Below are 22,874 nucleotides of genomic sequence, written 5' to 3'. Positions count from 1 at the left end.
ATAATCTATTGGTATAGTTTAAAATACTTATTTTTAAGTTTGATTAATAAAACATCATCAAATTTTTTCTCACTTTTAATTCTTCCTTCTTTCATTAATAATGCCTTATTAATTATAAAAATATAAAGTCCTCTTAAAAATTTAATATAAAAAAATTAGAAAAGTGCATTTGCTCTTTTCTAAACTCCTTCAAAATTAAATAATGGAATAAAACTTTCCTTGTCCGTTCCTTCTTCTTGTATAAATCCATTTTCTACCCCAATACTCAATGCATAATCTATCATTGCATCATAATGTTTTTCATTTAATGGTTTATTTAACTCTGGGTAAGCTTTTACGTGCTCAAGAGGTGTGTACTGATTCATAATACTAATATAAACTTTATTACCATACATGTTATGAATATGTTCTATTATTTTTTTTGAATCAAATAATAATCCTGGCAACATAAGATGCCTTATTATTACACCTTTTTGTATTATTCCTCTTTCATCAAACTTAGCTTCTCCAACTTGCTTTACCATTTCATTAATTGCTTCCTTAGCATATTTAAAATAATCCTTAGCCTTAGAATATTTCATTGAATATTTTGTATCAAAGTATTTCATATCTGGTAAGTACACATCTATATATCCTTTTAATAATTTTATAGTTTCAACTTTTTCATATCCACTACTATTATAAATTATAGGAAGCTTTAGACCACTTTTTCTAGATATACTAATAGCTTCAATAATTTGAGGAACATAATGAGTAGGCGTAACTAAATTTATGTTTAAAGCACCTTTGTTTTGCAACTCTATAAATATTCCTGCTAATCTATCTACAGTTATTTCCTTTCCCCATTCGCATTGACTTATATTATAATTTTGACAAAAGACACATTTTAGTGTGCAATAAGAAAAAAATACAGTTCCAGAACCAACATCTCCAGATATACATGGTTCTTCCCAATAATGAAGGGCAGCTCTTGCTACTCTTATTTTATCTCCGGCTCCACAAAACCCTCTTTTATCACTTAACCTATTTGCTCCACAATTTCTTGGACATAAATTACAATTTTCTAGTAATTCCACTAATTATCACTCCAAATACCTTCAAACTTTTTTACCATATAAATTAATAAATGTAATCCCTTATTGTAATTATAAAAGGCTAGTACATCCAATTTACTTATACTATAAAATAATAAAAGAAGTTTCATCTAATATAGATTAAACTTCTTTTATTATATACAGATCTATTTATTTTTGTAAATTACTTTACCTTCTTTTATTGTTTCTAATATTTTTATATCTTTTAATTCTTCTTTATTAACTTCTAATGGGTTTCTATCTAAGATTACAAAGTCTGCAACCTTTCCTTCCTCAATAGAACCTTTAGTGTCTTCTTCGAAGTATTGATAAGCTCCATTTATTGTAACAGCTTTTATAGCATCCATTACAGGAATTCTTAAATCTTCTCCTAAGACTCTACCACCTAGAGTTTTTCTGTTTACTGCATTGTGTATTGCTAACATTTGATTAGGCATTTTTACTGGTGGATCTTGATGTAATGTAAAATTCATTCCTCTGTCTAAAGCTGATTTAGCAGGGCTAATTCTATTAGCTCTTTCAGGTCCAAAAACAGATTCATAGTGATAATCTCCCCAGAAGTAAATATGATCTAAGAAGAATGTTGGAAGTATTCCAAGTTCTTTCATTTCATCTAATTGATCTTCTCTTACTGTTTGGCAATGTACCATTACTGGTCTTAAGTCAGTAGTATTTCCTGATAACTCTAAAGCTTTTCTATAGCATCTTATAAATTGATCTGATGCCGCATCACCATTACAGTGAACATTCACTTGTATGTTGTTGTCAATTAAAGTCTTAAAGTAATCTATAACTACATCATCTTCTTGAGTTCCATATCCACAATAATCTGCATCTTTTCCTGCTGGTACTTCATAATATGGTTTTGTTAACCAAGCAGTTTTTCCTTGTGGTGAACCATCTAACCAAGTTTTTCCTCCTAATAATTTATAATGATTTACATAATTTCTCTTAGGAGTACCTTCATTCTTTAATAACTTCATTGTAGTATGTTGAACTGCAAAGCCAACTATATCAAGCATTAATGCACCTGCTTGAGCAGCGCCTTGTAATAATTGATTCATTCCTTCATCAACACTTGCATCTTGACATGTAGTTATACCAAATGAAGCATATATTTCTTGTGCTTTTTTAACACAATTCATAAGAGTTTCAAATGATGGTGCTGGAATACATTTTTTCTTTTCTGGATCTAAACAAGCATTTTCTTCTAAAATACCATTTGGGTCCTTGCTTCCTTCAACAGTTCTAACTATACCACCTTCTGGTACTTCGTAATCTTCACCAACATATCCAAAAGCCTCTAAAGCCTTTGAGTTAACTACTGCTATGTGTCCTGATGCATGGCTTATATATATCGGAGTAGTAGTACTTATTTTATCTAAATCGAATTTAGTTGGATGCTCTTCATTTTCATATTTAGTGTTATCATAGCCAAATCCAATTAACCATTCTCCTTCTTTTGGAGGATTTTCAGCCATCTTTTTCTTTAATATTTCAATAAATTCTTCTTTAGATTTTGCTCCACTTAAATCAGTTATCATTAAAGTTTGAGCTATTGCAACAATATGACCATGTGGATCAATAAATCCTGGTAACATAGTTTTTCCCTCTAAATCTACTAATTGTGTATTATCATCTTTTAATGATAATATTTCATCTTTAGTTCCAACCTTTTTAACTTGTCGATTTTCTACTAAAACAGCTTCTACTGTAGGCATTTCATCATTTACAGTTAAAATTGTTCCATTGTAATATATTATTTTTTCCATACTATTTGCCTCTTTTCCTCTTTTTTCTACAAGCACTACTTTTCAGTTATTACTAAAACATAATCAAAATATTATTATACTAATCAATTTATATACACATATATTAAATAAAATTTAATTTATTTTGTATTACTAAACATTTGTTTAGATTTGATAATAGCATATCCATTTAAAGCATATCCTACTAATCCCACAGCTAAGAATATTATAGATGCTGTTGATAATCCTAAGTTAGTAGATGCTATTGTGAATAATAATGGTGATACAGCACTACCTAAAGCATAGAACATACCTACTTTAGCAAATTTTTGTGTACCATCTCTATGTCCAAATACATCAGCAGGCATATATGCTGGACCTGATGTTATTGTAAATACTGTTAATCCTGAGAATATAGGTACTAAGTATCCTAATGCACTAGCTTCTGGCATGAAAATTATTACTAATAATCCTAGTGATACCCCTACACATGATATCATCATTGGCTTAAATGAACCTAATTTATCAAATAATTTTCCTCCACCAACATTACCAATTAAGCAAGCAACTCCATATGCAGATCCAGCCATTGCTACTTGTGAAGCTGAGAATCCTTTAGTAGTTAAAACTGGTATAGCTTGTGTTGCTAAAGTAACTGCTGCAAAACATATAAATAATGCACCTACACAGAACATCCAGAAATATTTATTTTTCATATTTTCTGCATCTGATAAACCTTCATAAGTTACTCTCTTAGCTTTTGAATTAGTAGTAGAAGCTTCTTCTCTTACAATTTCATTTTCTTTAGGGTATCTTATAAATAATAGCGCTAAAGGAATACCTACGATCATAAGTAGTGCACCTAAGATCATATAAGTTTTTTGCCAACCATAATTTCCAAGGAATTTAACAACAATTTGTTGTAGGAATACGTTACCGATTGATCCTCCGGCTAAAGCTATTCCTAATGCAGTACCTCTACCTTCACCTGGGAACCAATGACTCATCATAATAGGTAATGATAATCCAGTAAATAATAATGTACCAACTTGAGTTACGAATGCACTTGCATTAAACATAAATGCATTTTGTGCAAGTCCGTAAGATGCAAAAGATAAACCAGCAATAATTAAACCTGCTACATAAATATATTTAATTTTAAACTTATCATATAGTTTTGCTAATAAAGGGTTAAATAAAACCGGTATTGTTCCTGAGAAATATAGCATTGTAAATCCTATTTCAGAAATAATTCCTGATTCTGATACTGGAACTTGCATTTGAGCTTGCAAGTTTTGTGATATACAATATGGTATTGCTTGAATTAAAAAGCAAATAAATACAATAAAATATCTTTTATTATTTAAGTTTTTTTTGTTTTGTGTCATCTTTATCCTTCCTTACCTTTCAAATTTTTTCTTGCCGCAACATATTTGTATACTATAAAATAATTACTATGTTATTCCTAGGTTGCTCAAAATTAATTAATATAATTCACATAAAAATTTTGTTATTTATCTTATCTTCTACTTATAAGTAAAATTCTCATTTGCTAAGCAATAATTATTATACATACATTATACTAATTAGTTAAATACTCTTTTTTTATATTATATATAAGTAAAAACATATATGTAAATTTCTCCATTTTTATCGATAAAAATGGTCTTATTTTTCCTATTAATGTTAGTATAAAGTAATGGTCACAATTATTAGAACTAAGTAAAATAATAATTAGTTAAGAAAGGATATATCCACTATGAATAAAGGCAGAAGGTTTGATTAAGAATATAAAGATATTATAGTAGAGTTATTTAAGGCTGGGATTAGCTTAGGAAAATTTGCAACAAAAAACTAGATTAAATAATAAAATATATAGATTGTAATAAAATAAACCATAATATTAAGACTATGTGTACCATTTTGGGCATAGCAAGAAGTACAGTTCATAAATCTTTTGATAAAAGTGATTCTAAAAAAATCAACTAGTATCCCATATATTCTTCCAAGTAACAATAAAAATAAGGCTATAAAAATATTATACGACAGTGACTTGGATTAGCTCCAAGTCACTGTCGTATAATATTTATATCCTTCTATTACTAAATTTAACAATTCACATGATAAATACTTTTACTTTTTACCTTTTAAATCATTAATTATGTCACGCAATTCTGCAGCTCTTTCAAACTGTAAGTTCTTAGCTGCTTCCATCATTTCTTCAGTATATTTCTTGATTAATTTCTTCTTATCCTTTTCTGAGACCTTCTTATCACCCTCAGACTTATATTCAACTTTATCTTCTGATACCTTTGTAGCTTCAATAACTTCTCTAACATCTTTAATTATAGTTTGAGGAATAATTCCATGTTCCTCATTATACTTCATTTGGATTTCTCTTCTTCTTTCTGTTTCCTTTATGGCTTTATCCATTGATTTAGTGATATTATCAGCATACATTATTACTTTACTTTCAGAATTTCTTGCAGCTCTACCTATCGTTTGAATTAATGAAGTTTCTGAACGTAAGAAACCTTCTTTATCAGCATCTAATATTGCTACTAATGCAACTTCAGGAATATCTAATCCCTCTCTTAAAAGATTTATCCCAACTAATACATCAAATTCTCCAAGTCTCAGATCTCTTATAATTTTCATTCTTTCTATTGTTTCAATATCTGAATGCATGTATGTAGTTTTTATACCTAAATCTTTTAAATATTTAGTTAAATCCTCTGCCATTCTTTTTGTTAGAGTTGTTATAAGAGTTCTAAATCCCTTTTCTGTAGTCCTCTTAATCTCAGCATATAAATCATCTATTTGACCTTCCACTGGTCTTATTTCTATAACTGGATCTATTAATCCTGTCGGTCTTATGACTTGCTCTGCTATATTAGTTGAATGATCTATTTCATATTGACTTGGAGTTGCACTCACAAAAACCACTTGATTCATTTTATCTTCAAATTCTGTAAATTTTAATGGTCTGTTATCATATGCACATGGCAATCTAAATCCATATTCAACCAATGTATCCTTCCTAGATCTATCACCTGCATACATAGCTCTACATTGTGGTAAAGTAACATGACTCTCATCTATAAACATCAAATAATCATCAGGAAAATAATCAAGTAGTGTCTGAGGTGGAGTTCCCGCAGCCCTACCATCTAGTATTCTTGAATAGTTTTCTATTCCACTACAATATCCCATTTCTCTGATCATTTCTATATCATAATTAGTTCTTTGTCTTAACCTTTGAGCTTCTAATAATTTTTCCTGACTATTAAGTTCTCTTAATCTATCTTCTAATTCATCTTCAATTCTACTTATAGCTTTTTCTAAAACTTCTGGAGAAGTAGCAAAGTGAGATGCCGGAGAAATTGAGACATGATTTCTTTCTCCTAATATATTTCCAGTTAAAACATCAAACTCCCTAATTCTTTCAATTTCATCTCCAAAAAACTCTACTCTAATTCCTTTGTTAGAAGATGATGCAGGAATTATATCTAAGGAATCTCCTCTAACTCTAAAGCTTCCTCTTGCAAAATCTATATCATTTCTTTCATATTGTATCTCTATAAGCTTTCTCATTATCTCATCTCTATCTCTTTCCATTCCTGTTCTTAAAGAAATAGTTAGCTTTTTGTATTCTTCTGGATTACCTAAACCATATATACAGGACACAGACGCAACTATTATTACATCTCTTCTTTCTAATAAAGCTGATGTAGCTGAATGTCGAAGCTTATCTATTTCATCATTTATAGATGCATCCTTTTCTATAAATGTATCAGTTTGTGGTACATAAGCTTCGGGTTGATAGTAGTCATAGTATGACACAAAGTATTCTACAATATTATTAGGAAAAAATTCTTTAAATTCAGAACACAATTGAGCTGCTAATGTTTTATTGTGAGCTAGAATAATTGTTGGCTTTTGAACTCTTTGTATTATATTAGCCATTGTATATGTTTTACCTGATCCAGTTACCCCTAATAAAGTCTGACCTCTATCTCCCCTTTTTATTGAATTTACTATACTTTCTATAGCTTGTGGCTGATCTCCAGTTGGCTTAAATTTTGATTCAATCTTAAATTCTGGCATCTTTTTCACCCCCATAAATTTTATTTATTATGTTTATATTTTATCCTTTATATTTGCCTTATACAATCAATAATAATCTTTTTATTAAATAAAAAGAAAGCTTATCGCTTTCTCTTCATTTGCTCTAATACTTTTTTAAAATCATTATTATCTACACTCAATGTATCATCTACTTTAACCATTTTCGGCACAAGAAGCAATCCTAACCTCTTATTCTTCGGTATTATAGTTAAATCGACTATTTCCCCGGAAATTTTTCTAATTTTAACCGAAACATTTTGGATGCTATCTCTAACTATTTTAAATATTTCTACTTCTGAAACTGTCTTCATATTATTAATTTCTATTATTTTATCCCCTCTTCTTATACCAGCCTCATAAGCAGGTGAAGTTGGTGCTACTTCTAATACAGAAACTCCATCATTATCTGTTACATAAAGATATTTTCCAGCCTCTTCAATTTTATTTTGAATTTTAATCATTATTTCATGACCTAATGGTGCAAATACTATGACAATAATTTGTCCAATTACCCCAAACTGTGAAACTTGTGCTATTAAAGTTAATAAGACTCCGTAAATTAATATTCCAATTCCTGAATAAATAGGCTTTTTGATTTTATCTTTAGTGAATGATACAGAATTATAACCTATAACTCCATATAACGGTATTGCCCCTATTATAGCAGTACTTAAAATCAATAATGTTTCTGCCCTATTTATTATCGGCCACCAATTTGGAGTATCCACAGCTGATGTTGTAACACTTGAAATACTTCCTGAAAAAGCTATAAATATAGCCACTGGTAAAGCCCAATATCTATTATATGCAAATCCACCTACTATTTTATCGTCTCTATTAGAGAAGACAGGTATAGCACCTCTACTACCATCAAAAATAACTAATAATCCTTCAACTACATGCATAATTCCAACGAATGTCATAAGTGATAATATGTTTACATTGATATATGATTCAGTATTGGTTACATTAGCTAAAATTCCCGATAAAATACTTATTATTCCTAAGACTGCTCCAGAATAAGAAAAACATATAAATCTCTTTTTTATAAATAGTAATAAAATTGATATCATAAACATTATTTCTATCCCAGAATTCTCATTAAATATTATTCCTAAACTACTCATAATTAGACTTACTATAGCCCCACCTATTATCCCTAAAGAAATTTGTGATAAAGTAAGTTCTAAAGGGGAGTTAATACTCTCCCCAATAGTCATCTTCTGCATTATTGTTATTCTTTTGTTCTTTAAATAGAACATTACTCCTAAAACTACTAGCATCACTATGTGCATTGGCTCAATTATGGCATATGCTACTGTTCTTAATGTATATAGTACTAACTCCATCTGTGAGCCTCCTATTTTAACTTATCTTTCATTGCCTCTACTGCTTTATTAAATTGTGGGTCTATACTTCTATCATATTCCTTTGATAAAATTTCTTCTGGAATTGTCACTTCAATATCAGGCTTTATTCCAATCTTGTGTATATTTTCTCCATTAGGAGTATAATATTTTGAAGTTGTTACTTTTAATCCACCATTTCCGTCTTTAAATTCTATTAACTGTTGAACTACACCTTTACCAAAACTTGTTGTTCCAATTATAGTTCCAGCACCATAATCTCTTAATGCTCCAGTAACTACTTCTGATGCTGATGCACTACCTCCATCTATTAATATTACTAAAGGCACACCTTCTGCTTCTCCACCTATAGATTTTGATTCTTGTTTATTACCGTATTTATCTATAGTATAAGTTACAACTTCTCCTTTTGGTATAAATTGTGAAGCTACGTTAACTGCCTCTCCTAAGAAACCACCTGGATTTCCTCTTAAATCCAGAATAATCCCCTTCATACCTTTACCTTTTAGTTCAACTATCTTTTCTTTAAAGTTCTTTGCTACATCCTCATCAAAAGAAGATATTTGTATATATCCTATATTTTCATCTATTATTTCGCCTCTAACTGAAACTACTTTAATTACATCTCTAACTATTGTTATGTCAAGGTCTTTTGAGTTTGCTCTAGCAACTGTTAATGTTACTGGATTTCCTTGTTCACCTTTTATCATAGATATTGTTTTCTCTACATTTGGTTCTGTTATATCTGTACCATCAACTTTTAATATAACATCTCCACTTTTTAATCCTGCAACTTCTGCAGGTGAACCTTCTATTGGTGCGACAACTGTTACTTTATCGTCTTTAATTCCAAGCTGAGCTCCTATTCCTACAAAATGACCTTCACTTTGCTCTACAAATGACTTATATTCATCTGCATTCATAAATACTGTATATGGATCTTTTAGTGACTGTGTCATACCTTTAATTGCAGCTTCTAAAAGAGAATTATCATCTATTTCTCCATCATATTTTGCAAGAAGTGCATCCCTTACTTGAAACAATAAATCATATTTTTTCACATCTTTGATGTCAGTTAAATCTTTTGCAACATCTTCACTTACATTTTTTAAACTTAATCCATTAAATGCAAATACATTTCCCATATAGAAAAACATTACATTTGAAAATAAAAATATTATAACTATTCCTACTATAATTAGTGGCTTTTTAAATTTATTGCTTCTTCTTCTACTGTTATTATCCTCCATATCCTAATACTTCCTTTCATAAAATTCTCTTAACTTATATATACATTATCTATACTCCTAGATTCCTTTAAATATGTTTTAAGTGGAGATAAACTCCACTTAAATTATATCAATTATTTTCTCTTTTTATTTAATATTTTATACATCTAAGAATTTTCTTAATGCAACTATACTTCCTATAGCTCCAACTATCATCCCACCTAAAAGGAATACCCAAGTTAATGTTCCAAGTACGAACACTGGAGAAACCAATGTAACTAAGAACATATTTGATACTATGTATCCATAAGCCCATTTATATAATACATATAATAATAAGCTTGAAAGTAATGAACCAATTGTCCCAATTATCATCCCTTCAATTATAAATGGCCATCTTATAAACCAGTCAGTAGCTCCTACAAACTTCATTATTCCAACTTCTTTTCTTCTTGAATATACTGTAATTTTTGTTGTATTAGTTATTAGGAATATAGATACCCCTATAAATACAGCAAATAATACTAAACCAGCTACCCTAACCCCACCAACAAATTTGCTTATAGTATTTATCATATCTTGTTGATTTGATATATTTTCTACACCACTCATATCTTTTACAGCATTACTAATACCATTCGCATATTCAGGGTCTTCTAGTTTTACTATAAATGAACTTGGAAGTGGATTATTTTGTAAATCATATCCTTGTAATAATCCTGGATTATCTTTTAAGCTTTCTTTAAAATTTATAAAAGCTTCTTCTCTAGATTCGTATATTACTTCTTTAGCTCCTTCTTGTTCATTTAGTTTCATTTCTATTTCTCTTTGATCCAATAACTTTATATCATCTTTTAAGAAAACCTTAATTTCAACCTTTGACGCAACATCTTCTATTGCCTTATTAAAGTTTAACCCTAATAAAGTAAATGTACCAAATATAAAGAATGTTATTAGTACAGTAATCATTGCTGCTATACTTAATGTTCTATTTCTTTTAAGACTTTTTAAAGCGTCTATAAAAAAGTACTTTAATGTATTAATCTTCATTTTCGTACATCCCCCTCTTGGTATCTCTTGCTATACATCCTTTTTCTATAGCAATAACTCTCTTCTTCATATTATCAACTATATCTTTAGCATGAGTTGCCATTAATATGGTTGTACCAGCTCTATTTATATCCTCTAATAAATCCATTATTTCTTTAGCAGTTTCTGGATCTAAATTACCTGTTGGTTCATCACATATCAAAACTGATGGATTATTAACTATTGCCCTTGCTAATGCAACTCTTTGCTGTTCTCCCCCTGATAATTCATTTGGAAACATTTTATACTTATGAGAAAGCCCAACAAGAGATAGTACCATAGGAACCCTCTTTCTAATTTCCTTCTGAGAGGCTTCTACAACTCTCATTGCAAAAGCAACATTTTCATATACATTTAATGTAGGTATCAATCTAAAATCCTGAAAAACCATACCTATCTTTCTTCTATAATAAGGCACTTGCCTTCTTGTTATTGTTGAAAGCTTTTTTCCTGCAACTGTTATATCACCAACTGTTGGATCAGTTTCTTTAATTAACATTTTAATAAAAGTTGATTTCCCTGCTCCTGAAGGTCCAACTAAAAATACAAATTCACCTGACTCTATATTTATATTTACATCTGCTAAAGCCTTAACATTATTATCATATAGCTTAGATACATTCTTAAATTCTATCATTTCACAACACCTCGCATCAGCGTATTATTTTAAAGTTGTTAAACCCATAGCGTTATTATAGCATAACAAAGTCTAAGGAAAAACTTTTTTTATGATTTTATAGCTAAGAAAACTTATATTTATTCAGTTTTCTTCAAAATTTTCATTAATTCTTAATAATCTGCAAAGCCTTTACCTAGTGCTTCCGTTGATTCACTTACCGTTAAGAATGCTTCTGGGTTGTTATTTTTTATAAATTGCTTTAGAGTTATAAATTGCTTTGATGATAATACAGTATACACTACCGTCATATTCTCTTTTGTATATCCACCTTTCCCCACTAATATTGTACATCCTCTATCAATATCATTATTTATAAAATCTACAACTAACTTTTCCTTATTTGTAATTATAAATACTTGCTTAACAGGATTTAATCCAGCGATAAATTTATCAACCAATATTCCTATTAATATTGCACTTAAAAGTCCGAATAACCCCTTTTCTACACCAAATGAATATATAGCCAGCAAAGTTACTGTACAATCAGCTAATAATAATCCTTGCCCTATTGGTAAATGAAAAAACTTATTAATAATTTTAGCTATTATACTAGTTCCACCTGTTGAGGCATCTTGATAAAAAGTAATTGCTGTTCCAAACGCTAATACTGCTGAACCAAACACACAAGCTAAAAACAAATTATCTGTTATTGCTTTTGGCTCAAAAAACGCTTCAAAAAACCACATTATTACTGACATCATTATGGTCGCATATATACTCTTTGCTCCAAAAGATCCCCCAATTAAGAAAAATGCAAGAGCAAATAAAATAAAATTAAATATAAGAACTAATATACTTGGATTAATATCTATTAATTGGTTTATAGCTAAAGCTAAACCTGAAACTCCACCTGCTGCTATATCGAGTGGAAAGAAAAAATATTCTAGTCCAAAAGCAACTATTGCTACTCCTATTGTAGATAAAATATATTCTTTTAATTTTTTCATACGTCCTGTCCTTCTCCTCCTAAATAAATAGTCCCATCCTCAACTATTATTGTATATTTTTAAAACCTTCTCCCATAACCTCATGAACTTCACCAACTGTTATGAATGCTTTTTCATCTACTTTTCCTATGTATTGCTTCAATTTTATAAACTCGCTTCTTCCTAAAACTGCATATAAAACGTAAATATCTTTTTCTGTAAAGCCACCAACACCTTTTAAATATGTGCATCCTCTTTCTAAGTCATTCATTATAAACTTTGCAATATCTTTATGCTTACTACTTATAATCGTTACTTCTTTACATGCATGGAATCCTTCAATCACCTTATCAATTGCAATTCCATTAATTATTACTGAAAGAAGTCCATATAACCCTATATTTATACCAAAAGTAATAGCCCCCAATAAGGTTACTATAAAATCTACAGCTAATAAAGACTTACCTATATCAATGTGAAAAAATTTATTTAGTATCTTAGCTATTGTATCTGTACCTCCAGTTGATGCATTAGCATTAAATACTATAGCCATACCTATTGCAGTAATTAAAGTTCCAAATATTGAAGCTAACATTAAATCATTTGTTATAGCTTGAGGATTAAAGAATTTTTCAATTATAGTCATCATTCCCGCTAAACTAAAACTTGAAACTATAGTCTTTACTCCAAAATTTTTTCCAAGAAAAATAAACCCAACAACAAACAACAACAAATCCATAATAAATACTAAAGGCCCAGTTGATATAGCTGGTATATAATAATTTATTACTATTGCAAGACCTGTTAGCCCCCCTGCTGCAATATTGTTAGGTATAAAGAAATATTCTAAAGATAGTGCAACTAAGAATACCCCTAGCAATATTAATACATATTCTTTTATTTTATCATTCATATATATCCCCCTTTCTTAGAGAATTTTTATTATTTTTCCTCATTTTATTATTTTCTATCCAAACCTTATATTAATATTTTCTTACAATAATTAAATAAACTTCATTTACTATTATATTACTAATTTTATTAATTGTAATTTAAAATTTAAAATAAAAAGCTGTAGATAATTCTACAGCTTTAGTGGTAAATATAGCTATTTTTAGTGATCTATTTTAAATTATTATAGTAAGCTTATTATTTTTTTAAAGAAATTGCTTTTTTAGCTTTTTCTGCAACATTAGTAGCTGTCAATCCATATTTCTCTAATAATTGGTTTGGCAATCCACTTTCTCCAAATACATCATTTACTCCAACCTTTAATACTGGTACTGGAATTTCTTCTGTTATTATTTCTGATACTGCTGAGCCAAGACCTCCAATTATGCTATGCTCTTCAACAGTAACTATAGCACCTGTTTCTTTTGCAGCCTTAACTAATATTTCTCTATCTATAGGCTTTAATGTATGAATATTCACTACCCTTGCATTAATTCCTTCTTTTTTTAATTCTTCCTTTGCTTCTAATGCAACATCTACCATTATTCCTGTTGCAACTATTGTCACGTCATTTCCTTCAGTTAATGTTACACCTTTTCCTATTTTAAATTCATAAGTTTTTTCATCATTTATAACATTCACTGCTGCTCTTCCCAATCTAACATAACATGGCCCATCATATTCTGCAATTGCCTTAATAGCTGCTTCAGTTTCTACAGCATCTGCAGGGCATATTACAGTCATATTAGGAATACTTCTCATTAAAGCTAAATCTTCTATAGCTTGATGAGATGCCCCGTCTTCTCCTACTGTTAATCCAGCATGAGTTGCACATATTTTAACATTTAACTTTGGGTAACAAATAGAGTTTCTAATTTGCTCAAATGCTCTTCCTGCTGCAAACATAGCAAAAGTGCTCACATAAGGTACTTTACCACAAGTAGATAAACCTGCAGCAACTCCCATCATATTTCCTTCTGCTATTCCCATATTAAAAAATCTTTCTTCGCAAACAGCTTTAAAATCTGCAGTTTTTGTAGATTTCGAAAGATCTGCATCTAAAACTACTATATTTTCATTTACGTTTGCTAATGATGCTAACGCTTTTCCATAAGCTTCTCTTGTTGCAATCTTCTTACTCATTAATTGTTACCTCCAATTTCTGCTAGTGCTTGCTCACATTGTTCTTTACTTGGTGCTGTTCCATGCCATGCTGCTTGATTCTCCATAAATGAAACACCTTTTCCTTTTATTGTCTTACATACAACTACAGTTGGCTTCCCTTTGTAATTTTTAGCTTTTTCTATTGCATTAAGTATTTCATCTATATCATGACCATCTATAACCAAAACATTCCAACCAAAAGCTTCGAACTTTTTATCTATTGGTGAAGGATTCATAACTTTTGTTATATCTCCATCTATTTGTAATCCATTAAAATCAATAAATGCAGTTAAATTATCTAACTTGTAATGAGCTGCTGACATAGCAGCTTCCCAAACTTGACCTTCCTCAAGCTCTCCATCGCCTAAAAGTGTATAAACTCTATAATTTTTATTATCTATCTTTCCGGCTAAAGACATTCCTACAGCTACTGAAATACCTTGACCTAATGATCCAGTAGACATATCTACTCCAGGTAAGCATTTCATACTTGGGTGTCCTTGTAATCTTGATCCAATCTTTCTTAAAGTATTTAACTCCTCAACAGGAAAATATCCTCTTCTCGCCAATACACTATATAAAACAGGAGCTGCATGACCTTTAGATAAAACAAATCTATCTCTTTCTGCATCCTTAGGATTTTTCGGATCTATGTTCATTTCTCCAAAAAATAATGTAGTTAGTATATCTGCCGCTGATAATGAACCACCTGGATGCCCTGAACATGATTCTGTCAACATTGAAACTATATCTCCACGTACAGTTTTAGCTAATGACCTTAATTCTTCAACATTTTTAATCATTTTATATCCTCCTAAGATTTTAATTTACCTGTAACTATATTGTGCTATATTTTCTAAAATTATTTTAGCATAATATAATTCTTTTGTATATACTATTTATTCTATTTTTTATATGAAGATATATATTTTCGCCAAAAGTGATATACTATTGCTATATAGTATATCACTTTATTCTTTTTTATATAAAAATAAAAGAAACCCATTGTGGGTTCCTTAAGTATTTAATATACTCTTTTATAATAAATAAAACTTTATGCAAGATTTAAACTAATTAATAAAGCTTTATTAACTTTTTTCATGTCAGCATCTGTCATATGCCCTATTTTTTCTTTTAATCTTTTTTTATCCAAAGTCCTTACCTGCTCTAATAAAACAACAGAATCTCTATTTAATCCATATTCTTCTGAAGAAATTTCAACATGAGTAGGTAACTTTGCCTTATTAATCTGTGATGTTATAGCTGCTACTATAACTGTTGGACTATACTTATTACCTATATCATTTTGAATTATTATAACTGGTCTAATTCCACCTTGCTCTGAACCAATAACAGGACTTAAATCTGCATAAAAAATATCCCCTCTTTTTACTACCATAGTCGTCATTAGAAATATCACACTCCGCAAAGCCAGTTCTCATATTCATTAATATCTGCACATCCGCACTCGAAAGGAAGTTGTGAAAGCTCCAAATTAATTTTTGCCATCTCTTCATAGCCAGCTTTCATTAATTTTAAAAATTCCATATTAAATTGATTTTCATTATATTCTATTAAATTACATTCAATAAATTGACTATTTTTTTTAATTTTAACTGCATTTTTTATAAAATGTAGGTTTTTAACATTTTTAGACATAATTTGCCTCCAGGTAGTAAAAATCTATGTATGAATAAATTATATTGCAAATTATGTCACTTTGTCAAAACTTATGTTTCACTTTTTTTGATTAATTTTCTATTTTTATATTTTTTTGTATTTTTATAGCTTATTAAAAGAGAAATATTATAATTATTATTTTCTTCCCCTTTTTTATATTTGTTTGATTTTTATCTACCTGGCTTTTTATTTTTTCTTAATGTGAAAACTATTTTTTATACTTATGTACTCCATTTTCTTTAACTTCTTAACGTGTACTAATATCAAATTTAAATATTGAACTGGTTATTTTTATTTTATTTACTCTAGCAATCCGCTTTCTAATTGCTTTAATTTTTCAAAATCTCTATATACAATTCTTATTCTGTCTTTTCCATCCTTATCATAAATAATAGCTCCTATTGGAGTTTTTTCTTGTTTATCAATAAAAATTTTAATTTTATCTAAATGATCATTTTTTAAAAACACTTCACATGTAAACTCTATATAAGCTGTATCTCCCCATTCTTCTTGTCCCTCTTTAATTCCATTTTCATCTATGGGATATGATAATAATTTATTTAAAAAGGCTAATGAATGTATCTCATCCATATCATCTTCCATAGCATATTCTTTATTTGAAATACTATCTTTCACTATAACTTTATTATCTTTATATATTTTTGATCTATCTTCCCCAAAATCAATTCTTCCACCAATATCTTTTAAATAATATTGTGTAGTTTCCTCTCTCTCTTCTCCTCTAGCATTTTTCACTATATATTCTACTCTTGTACTATAGCATTCTATTTCTTTTAATGATTTTATTATCTCCTCATTAGTTGGTTCTGCTGTAGCTCTAAATAATATTACTAAAATAATTGATATAAAAGGTATACATACCATAAGTATTAATAATAATTTCTTTTTCATAAATCCTCCTAAAGCTTTACTATTTATAATTACTAATATTAGCTTTAATCAGATTTTATTCATACTTTAATCCTTAACCAACTATATAATTCATAACTTTAGATATATTTTCTATAACTTCAGATGCTACTGTACAATATTTTTCATGAGATGCAAATTCTCCTGCTAATCCATGTATATATGTGCCAAGTAAGGCTGAATTTATAAGTGAATGTCTCTGCCCTATTAAGGCTGAAATAATTCCAGTTAGACAATCCCCCATCCCCCCTGAAGCCATTTTACTATTACCTGAATTATTTATGTAAACATCATTACCATCTGTGATTACAGTATTATATCCCTTCAATACAACTATAATCTCATTTTCCTTTGCATATCTCTTAGCTACCTCTATTCTATTATCCTCAACAAAAGATATAGATTTCCCTATAATCCTTGCCATTTCTCCCGGATGTGGAGTAAATATCGCTTTCCCCTTTAAAACATTCATAATATTCTTATCTCTTGACATTAATTGAAGTGCACCTGCATCAACTACGAAAAACTTATCCCCATAACTCCCTATATCACTCAATATATCCTTATATACTTTTTCTTCAGTCATGCCAGGGCCAATTGCAATTACATCAGAATCATTCAATATTTTTTTTACCTTATCAACCTCCTCTATATCTAAAGTCATCGCTTCAATCAACTTACAACTTAATTTATCTTGTACATATTTTGAAGATACTAAAGTTGTTAACCCAGCTCCTGATTTAACGCATGATTCAGTAACTATATATGCTGCTCCTGTATATCCCTTACTACCTGCTAAAATCGCAATTTTTCCGTACTTTCCTTTATGACCATATAAACTTCTCTTTTTCAATAATTTTGAATATTGATCCCTATTTAAAATAAATATATTTTCCGAATTCACTCTCTTTACATACTCTGGGATACCTATATTTAATACATTAAGTTCCCCTAAATAACTTAATGCTTTATATTCAATAAATCCCCTTTTTACCACTTCAAATGTATAAGTTATATCAGCTTCTATAGATGCTCCCATTATCTCCCCACTATCTGCATTTAACCCTGAAGGAACATCAATACTAACTTTCATATCAGAACATTCATTTATAATATTAATTAATTTTACATAAAAAGAATCTAAATTTCTGTTTAATCCTACTCCAAAAATACAATCTATCGTAATGTTGTAATTACTAATTATGGGTATTAAACTTTTAATGTCTTCATCAGTAGATACATAAGTAATATTAGTAGTAATTTGTTTTAAAATATTTAGATTAATAGAAAAATCCTTAGAATATTTGCTATTTCTACTTATAATAACTACATGAACATCTTTGTTATTTAAAATTAATTTTCTTGCAATGGCTAATCCATCCCCACCATTATTTCCGTTTCCACAAAAAACAATAAATTTTCCCCTTAAATTAATCACCTTATTTACTACTTCATTTGCTGCATTTTCCATGAGAACTATGCTTGGTATACCAATCTCATCTATAGTATATTTATCTACTTTTTTACATTTATTTGTTGACATTATATACATTATGATTCCTCCAAAATAGCAAAAGCTATTGCTGATGTATTATTATGTGATATTGATAAATTCAATTTATATTCTTTTCCTATTAATTTATCTATATTATCACTTAAAAATACTACTGGTTTCCCTAACTCATCTCTTAAAACCTCTATTTCTCTTAACGAGAACCCCCTTATGCCTGTGCCAAATGATTTGCTTATTGCTTCTTTAGCTGCGAAATTTCCTGCAATTACTTCTGCCCTCATGTTTCTTTCTTTAAACATTTCTATTTCTTTATTTGTAAATACCCTTTCTAAAAAACCATTTGTCTTTTCTACAGCTCTTTCTATTCTATTTATTTCAATTATATCCGTTCCTATTCCAATTATCATAAAAATCACCTCTAATTATATTTTACTATAAATATTAGATTTTATATGATTTTTACTGTTACTTTAAAATTACAAATTAAAATCTGATACATATTCATCAACATATTCTCCTAATATGTCAACAAGGTGTATTGGAGATACTTGATTATCATGTATCAAACTAAGAAGATCTTTAACTTTTTCTTCTATATTTGAAATCTTCTTAATTTCATCCCTTTCTATATTTATTACATTTCCTTCTATTAAATCTTGCCTTTCCGCTTCTATACCAAAAGCTTGTCCACCATAAAAATCCTCACTTATCATCCTATAAGCATATCTACTTTCTTTTTCTTCACTTTTTATAACATTATACAAGCTATCAACAATATACATTTCATTTCCCCCTTCATAAGCTACTAAATAGAACAATTAACTATTACATTAAAAACATAACATAGATAATATCAAAACAATGTCAAACATTGTTTGTCGTGTTTGCAAAATATTCCTCTAAATTTTTACATTATTTTCTCAACAATTTTAAAATATCCACAATTTATTAAGTTAAATAAAATATTTGTCTAAAAATATCGTTTATCGTTTGTCGAATTTGGTCTTTTTCCATTATTCGGTTTATCTAATTTATAGTTATATTGCTGATTTAGTAATAATATTAGCTTATTATTGTTAAAATATATTTAATGCTAGTATTTAAATATAAAAAAAATATTTTATATAATGTAAGAATATAAAATGTAAATTTATAATAAATATTTTAAATAGTTATTGATATTGTTAATAATTAGACATATAATAATTTTTGTGATAATTATTATTATATAATATTAATTTTAAGGCAGGTGTTGATTTATGAAATCTTTAGAGCTTAAAAAGGATATACACTGGGTTGGAGCTCTTGACCCAAATTTGAGAATTTTTGATATTATTATGTACACACCTTATGGAACAAGCTATAACTCATACGTAGTTAAAGGTAGTGAAAAGACTGCTGTATTTGAAACTGTAAAGGCTGAGTTTTTTGATGAATATATAGAAAGATTAAGAGATTTAGATATAGATATTTCTAATATTGACTATATTGTCGTTGACCATACAGAGCCTGATCATGCTGGATCAGTTGCTAAGTTGTTAGAAATTTCACCAAATGCTAAAGTAGTAGGTTCCGCTCCCGCAATTAAATTCATGAAAAAAATTGCAAATAGAGATTTTGAATCTATAACAGTTGGAGATGGAGATACTTTAAGTTTAGGAAATAAAACTTTACAATTTATTTCAGCTCCATTCCTACATTGGCCAGATTCAATCTACACTTATGTTCCTGAAGATGAAATTTTAATAACTTGTGATTCATTTGGATCTCACTATTCATCCGAAGCAATAATAAATAGTAAAGTTGAAAATAAAGATCATTATATGGAAGCACTAAAATACTACTTCGATTGTATTTTTGGACCATATAAGCCATATGTATTAAAAGCTATTAATAAAATTGAAAACTTAAAAATTGATATGATTTTACCAGGACATGGTCCAGTTCTAGTTGAGGAACCAATGAAAATAGTTGAAACTTATAGAGAGTGGAGTACTCCTGCAAGTCCAGCTGAAGATGGAAAGAAAATTGTTACAATCCCTTATGTTTCAGCATATGGCTACACTGAGACATTAGCTAAAGAAATAGCTAAAGGTATAGAAGCTGCTGGAAATATTGAAGTTAGATTATTCAACGTTATACATCATGAAATGGGTGATATAATTAACAGTATAGGAGAATCTGACGGATTATTATGCGGTTCACCTACTATAGTTGGTGAATTACTTGAGCCAATTCGTGATATACTTTCAAAATTAAATCCAATTGTTCACGGTGGAAAATTAGCCGCTGCATTTGGATCATACGGTTGGAGTGGCGAAGCTATCCCTAGGATGGAAGCAAGATTTAAAGAATTAAATATGAAACTTTATGGACCTAGCCTAAAAATAAATTTCAAACCATCAGATGATGAATTAAAAGAAGCTTATGATTTCGGATTAGGATTTGGAGAAATTATTGTAGGTAAGAAGACTTTTACACCTATGACAAAGACTAAAACAACTGTAGAAGAAATCCCTACAGAAGGTGGCCTAAAGCTATGGAAATGCGTAATTTGCGGAGAAATCTTCGAATCTGAAACAGTTCCTGAAATTTGTCCTGTATGCGGAGCTGGAAGCGATCAATTTATTGAAATTAAGAGGGAAGAAACAAATTACTCAATTGATACAGAAGAGACCTACGTAATCATAGGTAATGGTGCTGCAGGGTTCTATGCTGCGAAAGCTATAAAAGAAAGAAATTCTAGTGCTATTATTAAGCTTATATCAAATGAACCAGAACATTCATATGTTAGAACTCAACTTTCTGATTTAATAACAGAAGAAATTGATGATACTTTCTATCTTGCAAAAGAGAATTGGTATAAAGAAAATAATATAATTGAAATTCTTGGAGCTAATGTAGATAGCATAGATAAAGAAACAAAAACAATAAAATTAGATAATAAACAAGGAATTCGTTATGATAAACTAGTTTTAGCAAACGGTAGCTACAACTTTGTTCCTCCAACTAAAGTTAAATTAAATGATTCAGACGTAGAAATAAATTCTTGGACTTATACTACTATTAAGGGAATTCATACAATCAAAAAACTATCTGATGTAGAAAACCTAAAAAATGAATTGCCAAATTCAAAAAATGTTGTTGTTATTGGTGGTGGATTATTAGGATTAGAAGCTGCTTGGGAGATTCAAAAACGTGATATTAATGTTACAGTAGTTGAGTTAGCAGAAAGAATGCTTCCTCGTCAATTAGACACAGAAGGCTCTAAATTATTTGAAAGCTTAGTTAATAAAACTTCAGTCAATGTACTATTAGGAGAAGCTGTTGATTTCATAAATGCAGATGAAACTGGAGTTAAATCAATTCAACTAAAGAGTGGAAAGATAATTGATGTAGATACTATTATATACTCAGTTGGAGTTAGATCTAATATCTTCTTAGCTCAACCTGTAGGAATTGAATGTAATAGAGGTATTGTCGTAGACCAATATATGCAAACAAACGTAGAAGATATTTATGCTTGTGGTGATGTAGCTGAACTAGATGGAGTTTATTATGGAAACTGGCCAGCTGCAATAGAGATGGGAAAAGTTGCTGGTGCTAATGCTACTGGTGATAATATTAAATTCGAAAAATTTGTTTCATCAACAGTCTTTGCAGCAATGAATACTCAAATATTCTCTGCTGGAACTATAAACTTCGATGATCCTACTTTAGAAAAAATAGGTTATGTTGATAATGCTAATAATAAATATTCAAAACTATTCTTTGCTAACAATAAACTTGTAGGCGGAATACTAATTGGTGATATATCTTCTTCAGTTAAAATAATAAATGGAATTCAAAATGAAGAAGATAAGTCAACTGTATTAAGTAAAGGTACAATATAAATTTTAATTTGAAGTATCATACTAAATGTAAAAGGGTAAGCTCTATTTTATTGCTTACCCTTTTACACTATTTATTTTAATTTATATTTTAAGCTTTAATTTGCAAAGTTATCTAAATTCTCGGTTTGTTCTAATTCTTTATCAATCCTTCTATTTCCTACGAATTTAAAATCTTCTGCAACAACTTCTGCTATATATTTTTTATTTCCGTCCTTATCTTCATAGCTTCCAGTTCTTAATCTTCCACTTAAACTTATATAACTTCCTTTCCTCATATATTGACAGACTACCTCTGCTTTTCTTCCCCAAACTGTAACTGGGATTAAATCTGCCTTTCTTGTGCCATCTTGCGCCTTAAAATTTCTATCTACAGCAATTATAAATCTAGTAAATACTTTATCGCTTCCCTCTAATGCTCTAAGTTCAGGGTCCTTTATTAATTTTCCTAATAAAACTATTTTATTCATTTTTGCACCTCCT

20 protein-coding genes are annotated in these 22,874 nt (G+C 29.2%); 1 reads left to right on the top strand and 19 read right to left on the bottom strand.

Annotated features, from left to right (window positions below; genetic code table 11):
- Window positions 1–179: 179 nt before the first annotated feature.
- From I2E83_RS14405 to I2E83_RS14320, 18 genes are all read right to left on the bottom strand, one after another.
- On the bottom strand, window positions 180–1,076 hold the full coding sequence (locus I2E83_RS14405) for a radical SAM protein (protein WP_195430654.1): 897 nt from the start codon (window positions 1,074–1,076) through the stop codon (window positions 180–182).
- A 164-nt stretch (window positions 1,077–1,240) separates the two neighbouring features.
- Entirely contained in the window at window positions 1,241–2,866 is a 1,626-nt protein-coding gene (locus tag I2E83_RS14400) for an amidohydrolase (RefSeq protein ID WP_195430651.1), read from the bottom strand.
- Between the two features lie 119 nt (window positions 2,867–2,985).
- A complete protein-coding gene (locus tag I2E83_RS14395; protein ID WP_195264436.1) occupies window positions 2,986–4,233 on the bottom strand; it encodes an MFS transporter in 1,248 nt (415 codons plus the stop codon).
- A gap of 745 nt (window positions 4,234–4,978) precedes the next feature.
- Complete coding sequence (uvrB, locus tag I2E83_RS14390; RefSeq protein ID WP_195430648.1) at window positions 4,979–6,952, bottom strand: excinuclease ABC subunit UvrB; 1,974 nt, start codon at window positions 6,950–6,952, stop codon at window positions 4,979–4,981.
- Between the two features lie 101 nt (window positions 6,953–7,053).
- Window positions 7,054–8,322: a PDZ domain-containing protein gene (locus I2E83_RS14385; RefSeq protein ID WP_195430645.1), complete on the bottom strand. Its 1,269-nt coding sequence runs from the start codon at window positions 8,320–8,322 to the stop codon at window positions 7,054–7,056.
- An 11-nt stretch (window positions 8,323–8,333) separates the two neighbouring features.
- Window positions 8,334–9,590: a S41 family peptidase gene (locus tag I2E83_RS14380; protein WP_195264439.1), complete on the bottom strand. Its 1,257-nt coding sequence runs from the start codon at window positions 9,588–9,590 to the stop codon at window positions 8,334–8,336.
- 138 nt (window positions 9,591–9,728) lie between these two features.
- Window positions 9,729–10,619: a permease-like cell division protein FtsX gene (gene ftsX, locus I2E83_RS14375; protein WP_195264440.1), complete on the bottom strand. Its 891-nt coding sequence runs from the start codon at window positions 10,617–10,619 to the stop codon at window positions 9,729–9,731.
- Window positions 10,609–11,295, bottom strand: a complete 687-nt coding sequence (gene ftsE, locus I2E83_RS14370; protein ID WP_195264441.1) for a cell division ATP-binding protein FtsE — start codon at window positions 11,293–11,295, stop codon at window positions 10,609–10,611. Before ftsE ends, ftsX begins: the two co-directional genes overlap by 11 nt.
- 152 nt (window positions 11,296–11,447) lie before the next feature.
- The gene (locus tag I2E83_RS14365; protein WP_195264442.1) at window positions 11,448–12,284 is read right to left on the bottom strand and encodes a YitT family protein; all 837 of its coding nucleotides are present in this window, start codon (window positions 12,282–12,284) and stop codon (window positions 11,448–11,450) included.
- Between the two features lie 46 nt (window positions 12,285–12,330).
- A complete protein-coding gene (locus I2E83_RS14360; protein WP_195264443.1) occupies window positions 12,331–13,176 on the bottom strand; it encodes a YitT family protein in 846 nt (281 codons plus the stop codon).
- A 236-nt stretch (window positions 13,177–13,412) separates the two neighbouring features.
- On the bottom strand, window positions 13,413–14,357 hold the full coding sequence (locus I2E83_RS14355; protein WP_195264444.1) for a transketolase family protein: 945 nt from the start codon (window positions 14,355–14,357) through the stop codon (window positions 13,413–13,415).
- Window positions 14,357–15,181, bottom strand: coding sequence for a transketolase (locus I2E83_RS14350; protein WP_195430642.1), 825 nt, complete (start codon window positions 15,179–15,181; stop codon window positions 14,357–14,359). Before I2E83_RS14350 ends, I2E83_RS14355 begins: the two co-directional genes overlap by 1 nt.
- 251 nt (window positions 15,182–15,432) lie before the next feature.
- The gene (locus tag I2E83_RS14345; RefSeq protein WP_035284811.1) at window positions 15,433–15,786 is read right to left on the bottom strand and encodes a type II toxin-antitoxin system PemK/MazF family toxin; all 354 of its coding nucleotides are present in this window, start codon (window positions 15,784–15,786) and stop codon (window positions 15,433–15,435) included.
- An 8-nt stretch (window positions 15,787–15,794) separates the two neighbouring features.
- Window positions 15,795–16,037, bottom strand: a complete 243-nt coding sequence (locus tag I2E83_RS14340; RefSeq protein ID WP_195264446.1) for a hypothetical protein — start codon at window positions 16,035–16,037, stop codon at window positions 15,795–15,797.
- A gap of 321 nt (window positions 16,038–16,358) precedes the next feature.
- Complete coding sequence (locus I2E83_RS14335; RefSeq protein ID WP_195264447.1) at window positions 16,359–16,970, bottom strand: germination lipoprotein GerS-related protein; 612 nt, start codon at window positions 16,968–16,970, stop codon at window positions 16,359–16,361.
- A 73-nt stretch (window positions 16,971–17,043) separates the two neighbouring features.
- Window positions 17,044–18,540, bottom strand: coding sequence for an NAD(P)H-hydrate dehydratase (locus I2E83_RS14330; protein ID WP_195264448.1), 1,497 nt, complete (start codon window positions 18,538–18,540; stop codon window positions 17,044–17,046).
- A complete protein-coding gene (gene acpS, locus I2E83_RS14325) occupies window positions 18,540–18,908 on the bottom strand; it encodes a holo-ACP synthase (protein ID WP_195264449.1) in 369 nt (122 codons plus the stop codon). Before acpS ends, I2E83_RS14330 begins: the two co-directional genes overlap by 1 nt.
- A gap of 69 nt (window positions 18,909–18,977) precedes the next feature.
- Window positions 18,978–19,283, bottom strand: coding sequence for a DUF6514 family protein (locus I2E83_RS14320; RefSeq protein WP_195264450.1), 306 nt, complete (start codon window positions 19,281–19,283; stop codon window positions 18,978–18,980).
- 477 nt (window positions 19,284–19,760) lie between these two features.
- Between I2E83_RS14320 and I2E83_RS14315 the strand changes: the two genes are divergently transcribed.
- Window positions 19,761–22,394: an FAD-dependent oxidoreductase gene (locus I2E83_RS14315; RefSeq protein WP_195264451.1), complete on the top strand. Its 2,634-nt coding sequence runs from the start codon at window positions 19,761–19,763 to the stop codon at window positions 22,392–22,394.
- A 95-nt stretch (window positions 22,395–22,489) separates the two neighbouring features.
- On the opposite strand, the gene I2E83_RS14310 is transcribed toward I2E83_RS14315, so the two are convergent.
- A complete protein-coding gene (locus I2E83_RS14310; protein ID WP_195430639.1) occupies window positions 22,490–22,861 on the bottom strand; it encodes a single-stranded DNA-binding protein in 372 nt (123 codons plus the stop codon).
- Window positions 22,862–22,874: the final 13 nt, after the last annotated feature.

The sequence above is a fragment of the Clostridium sp. D46t1_190503_E9 genome (assembly GCF_015555225.1).
GTDB lineage: Bacteria > Bacillota > Clostridia > Clostridiales > Clostridiaceae > Clostridium.
Note: the sequence above shows the minus strand (reverse complement) of the source record. Positions and strands in the feature narration are given on the sequence as shown.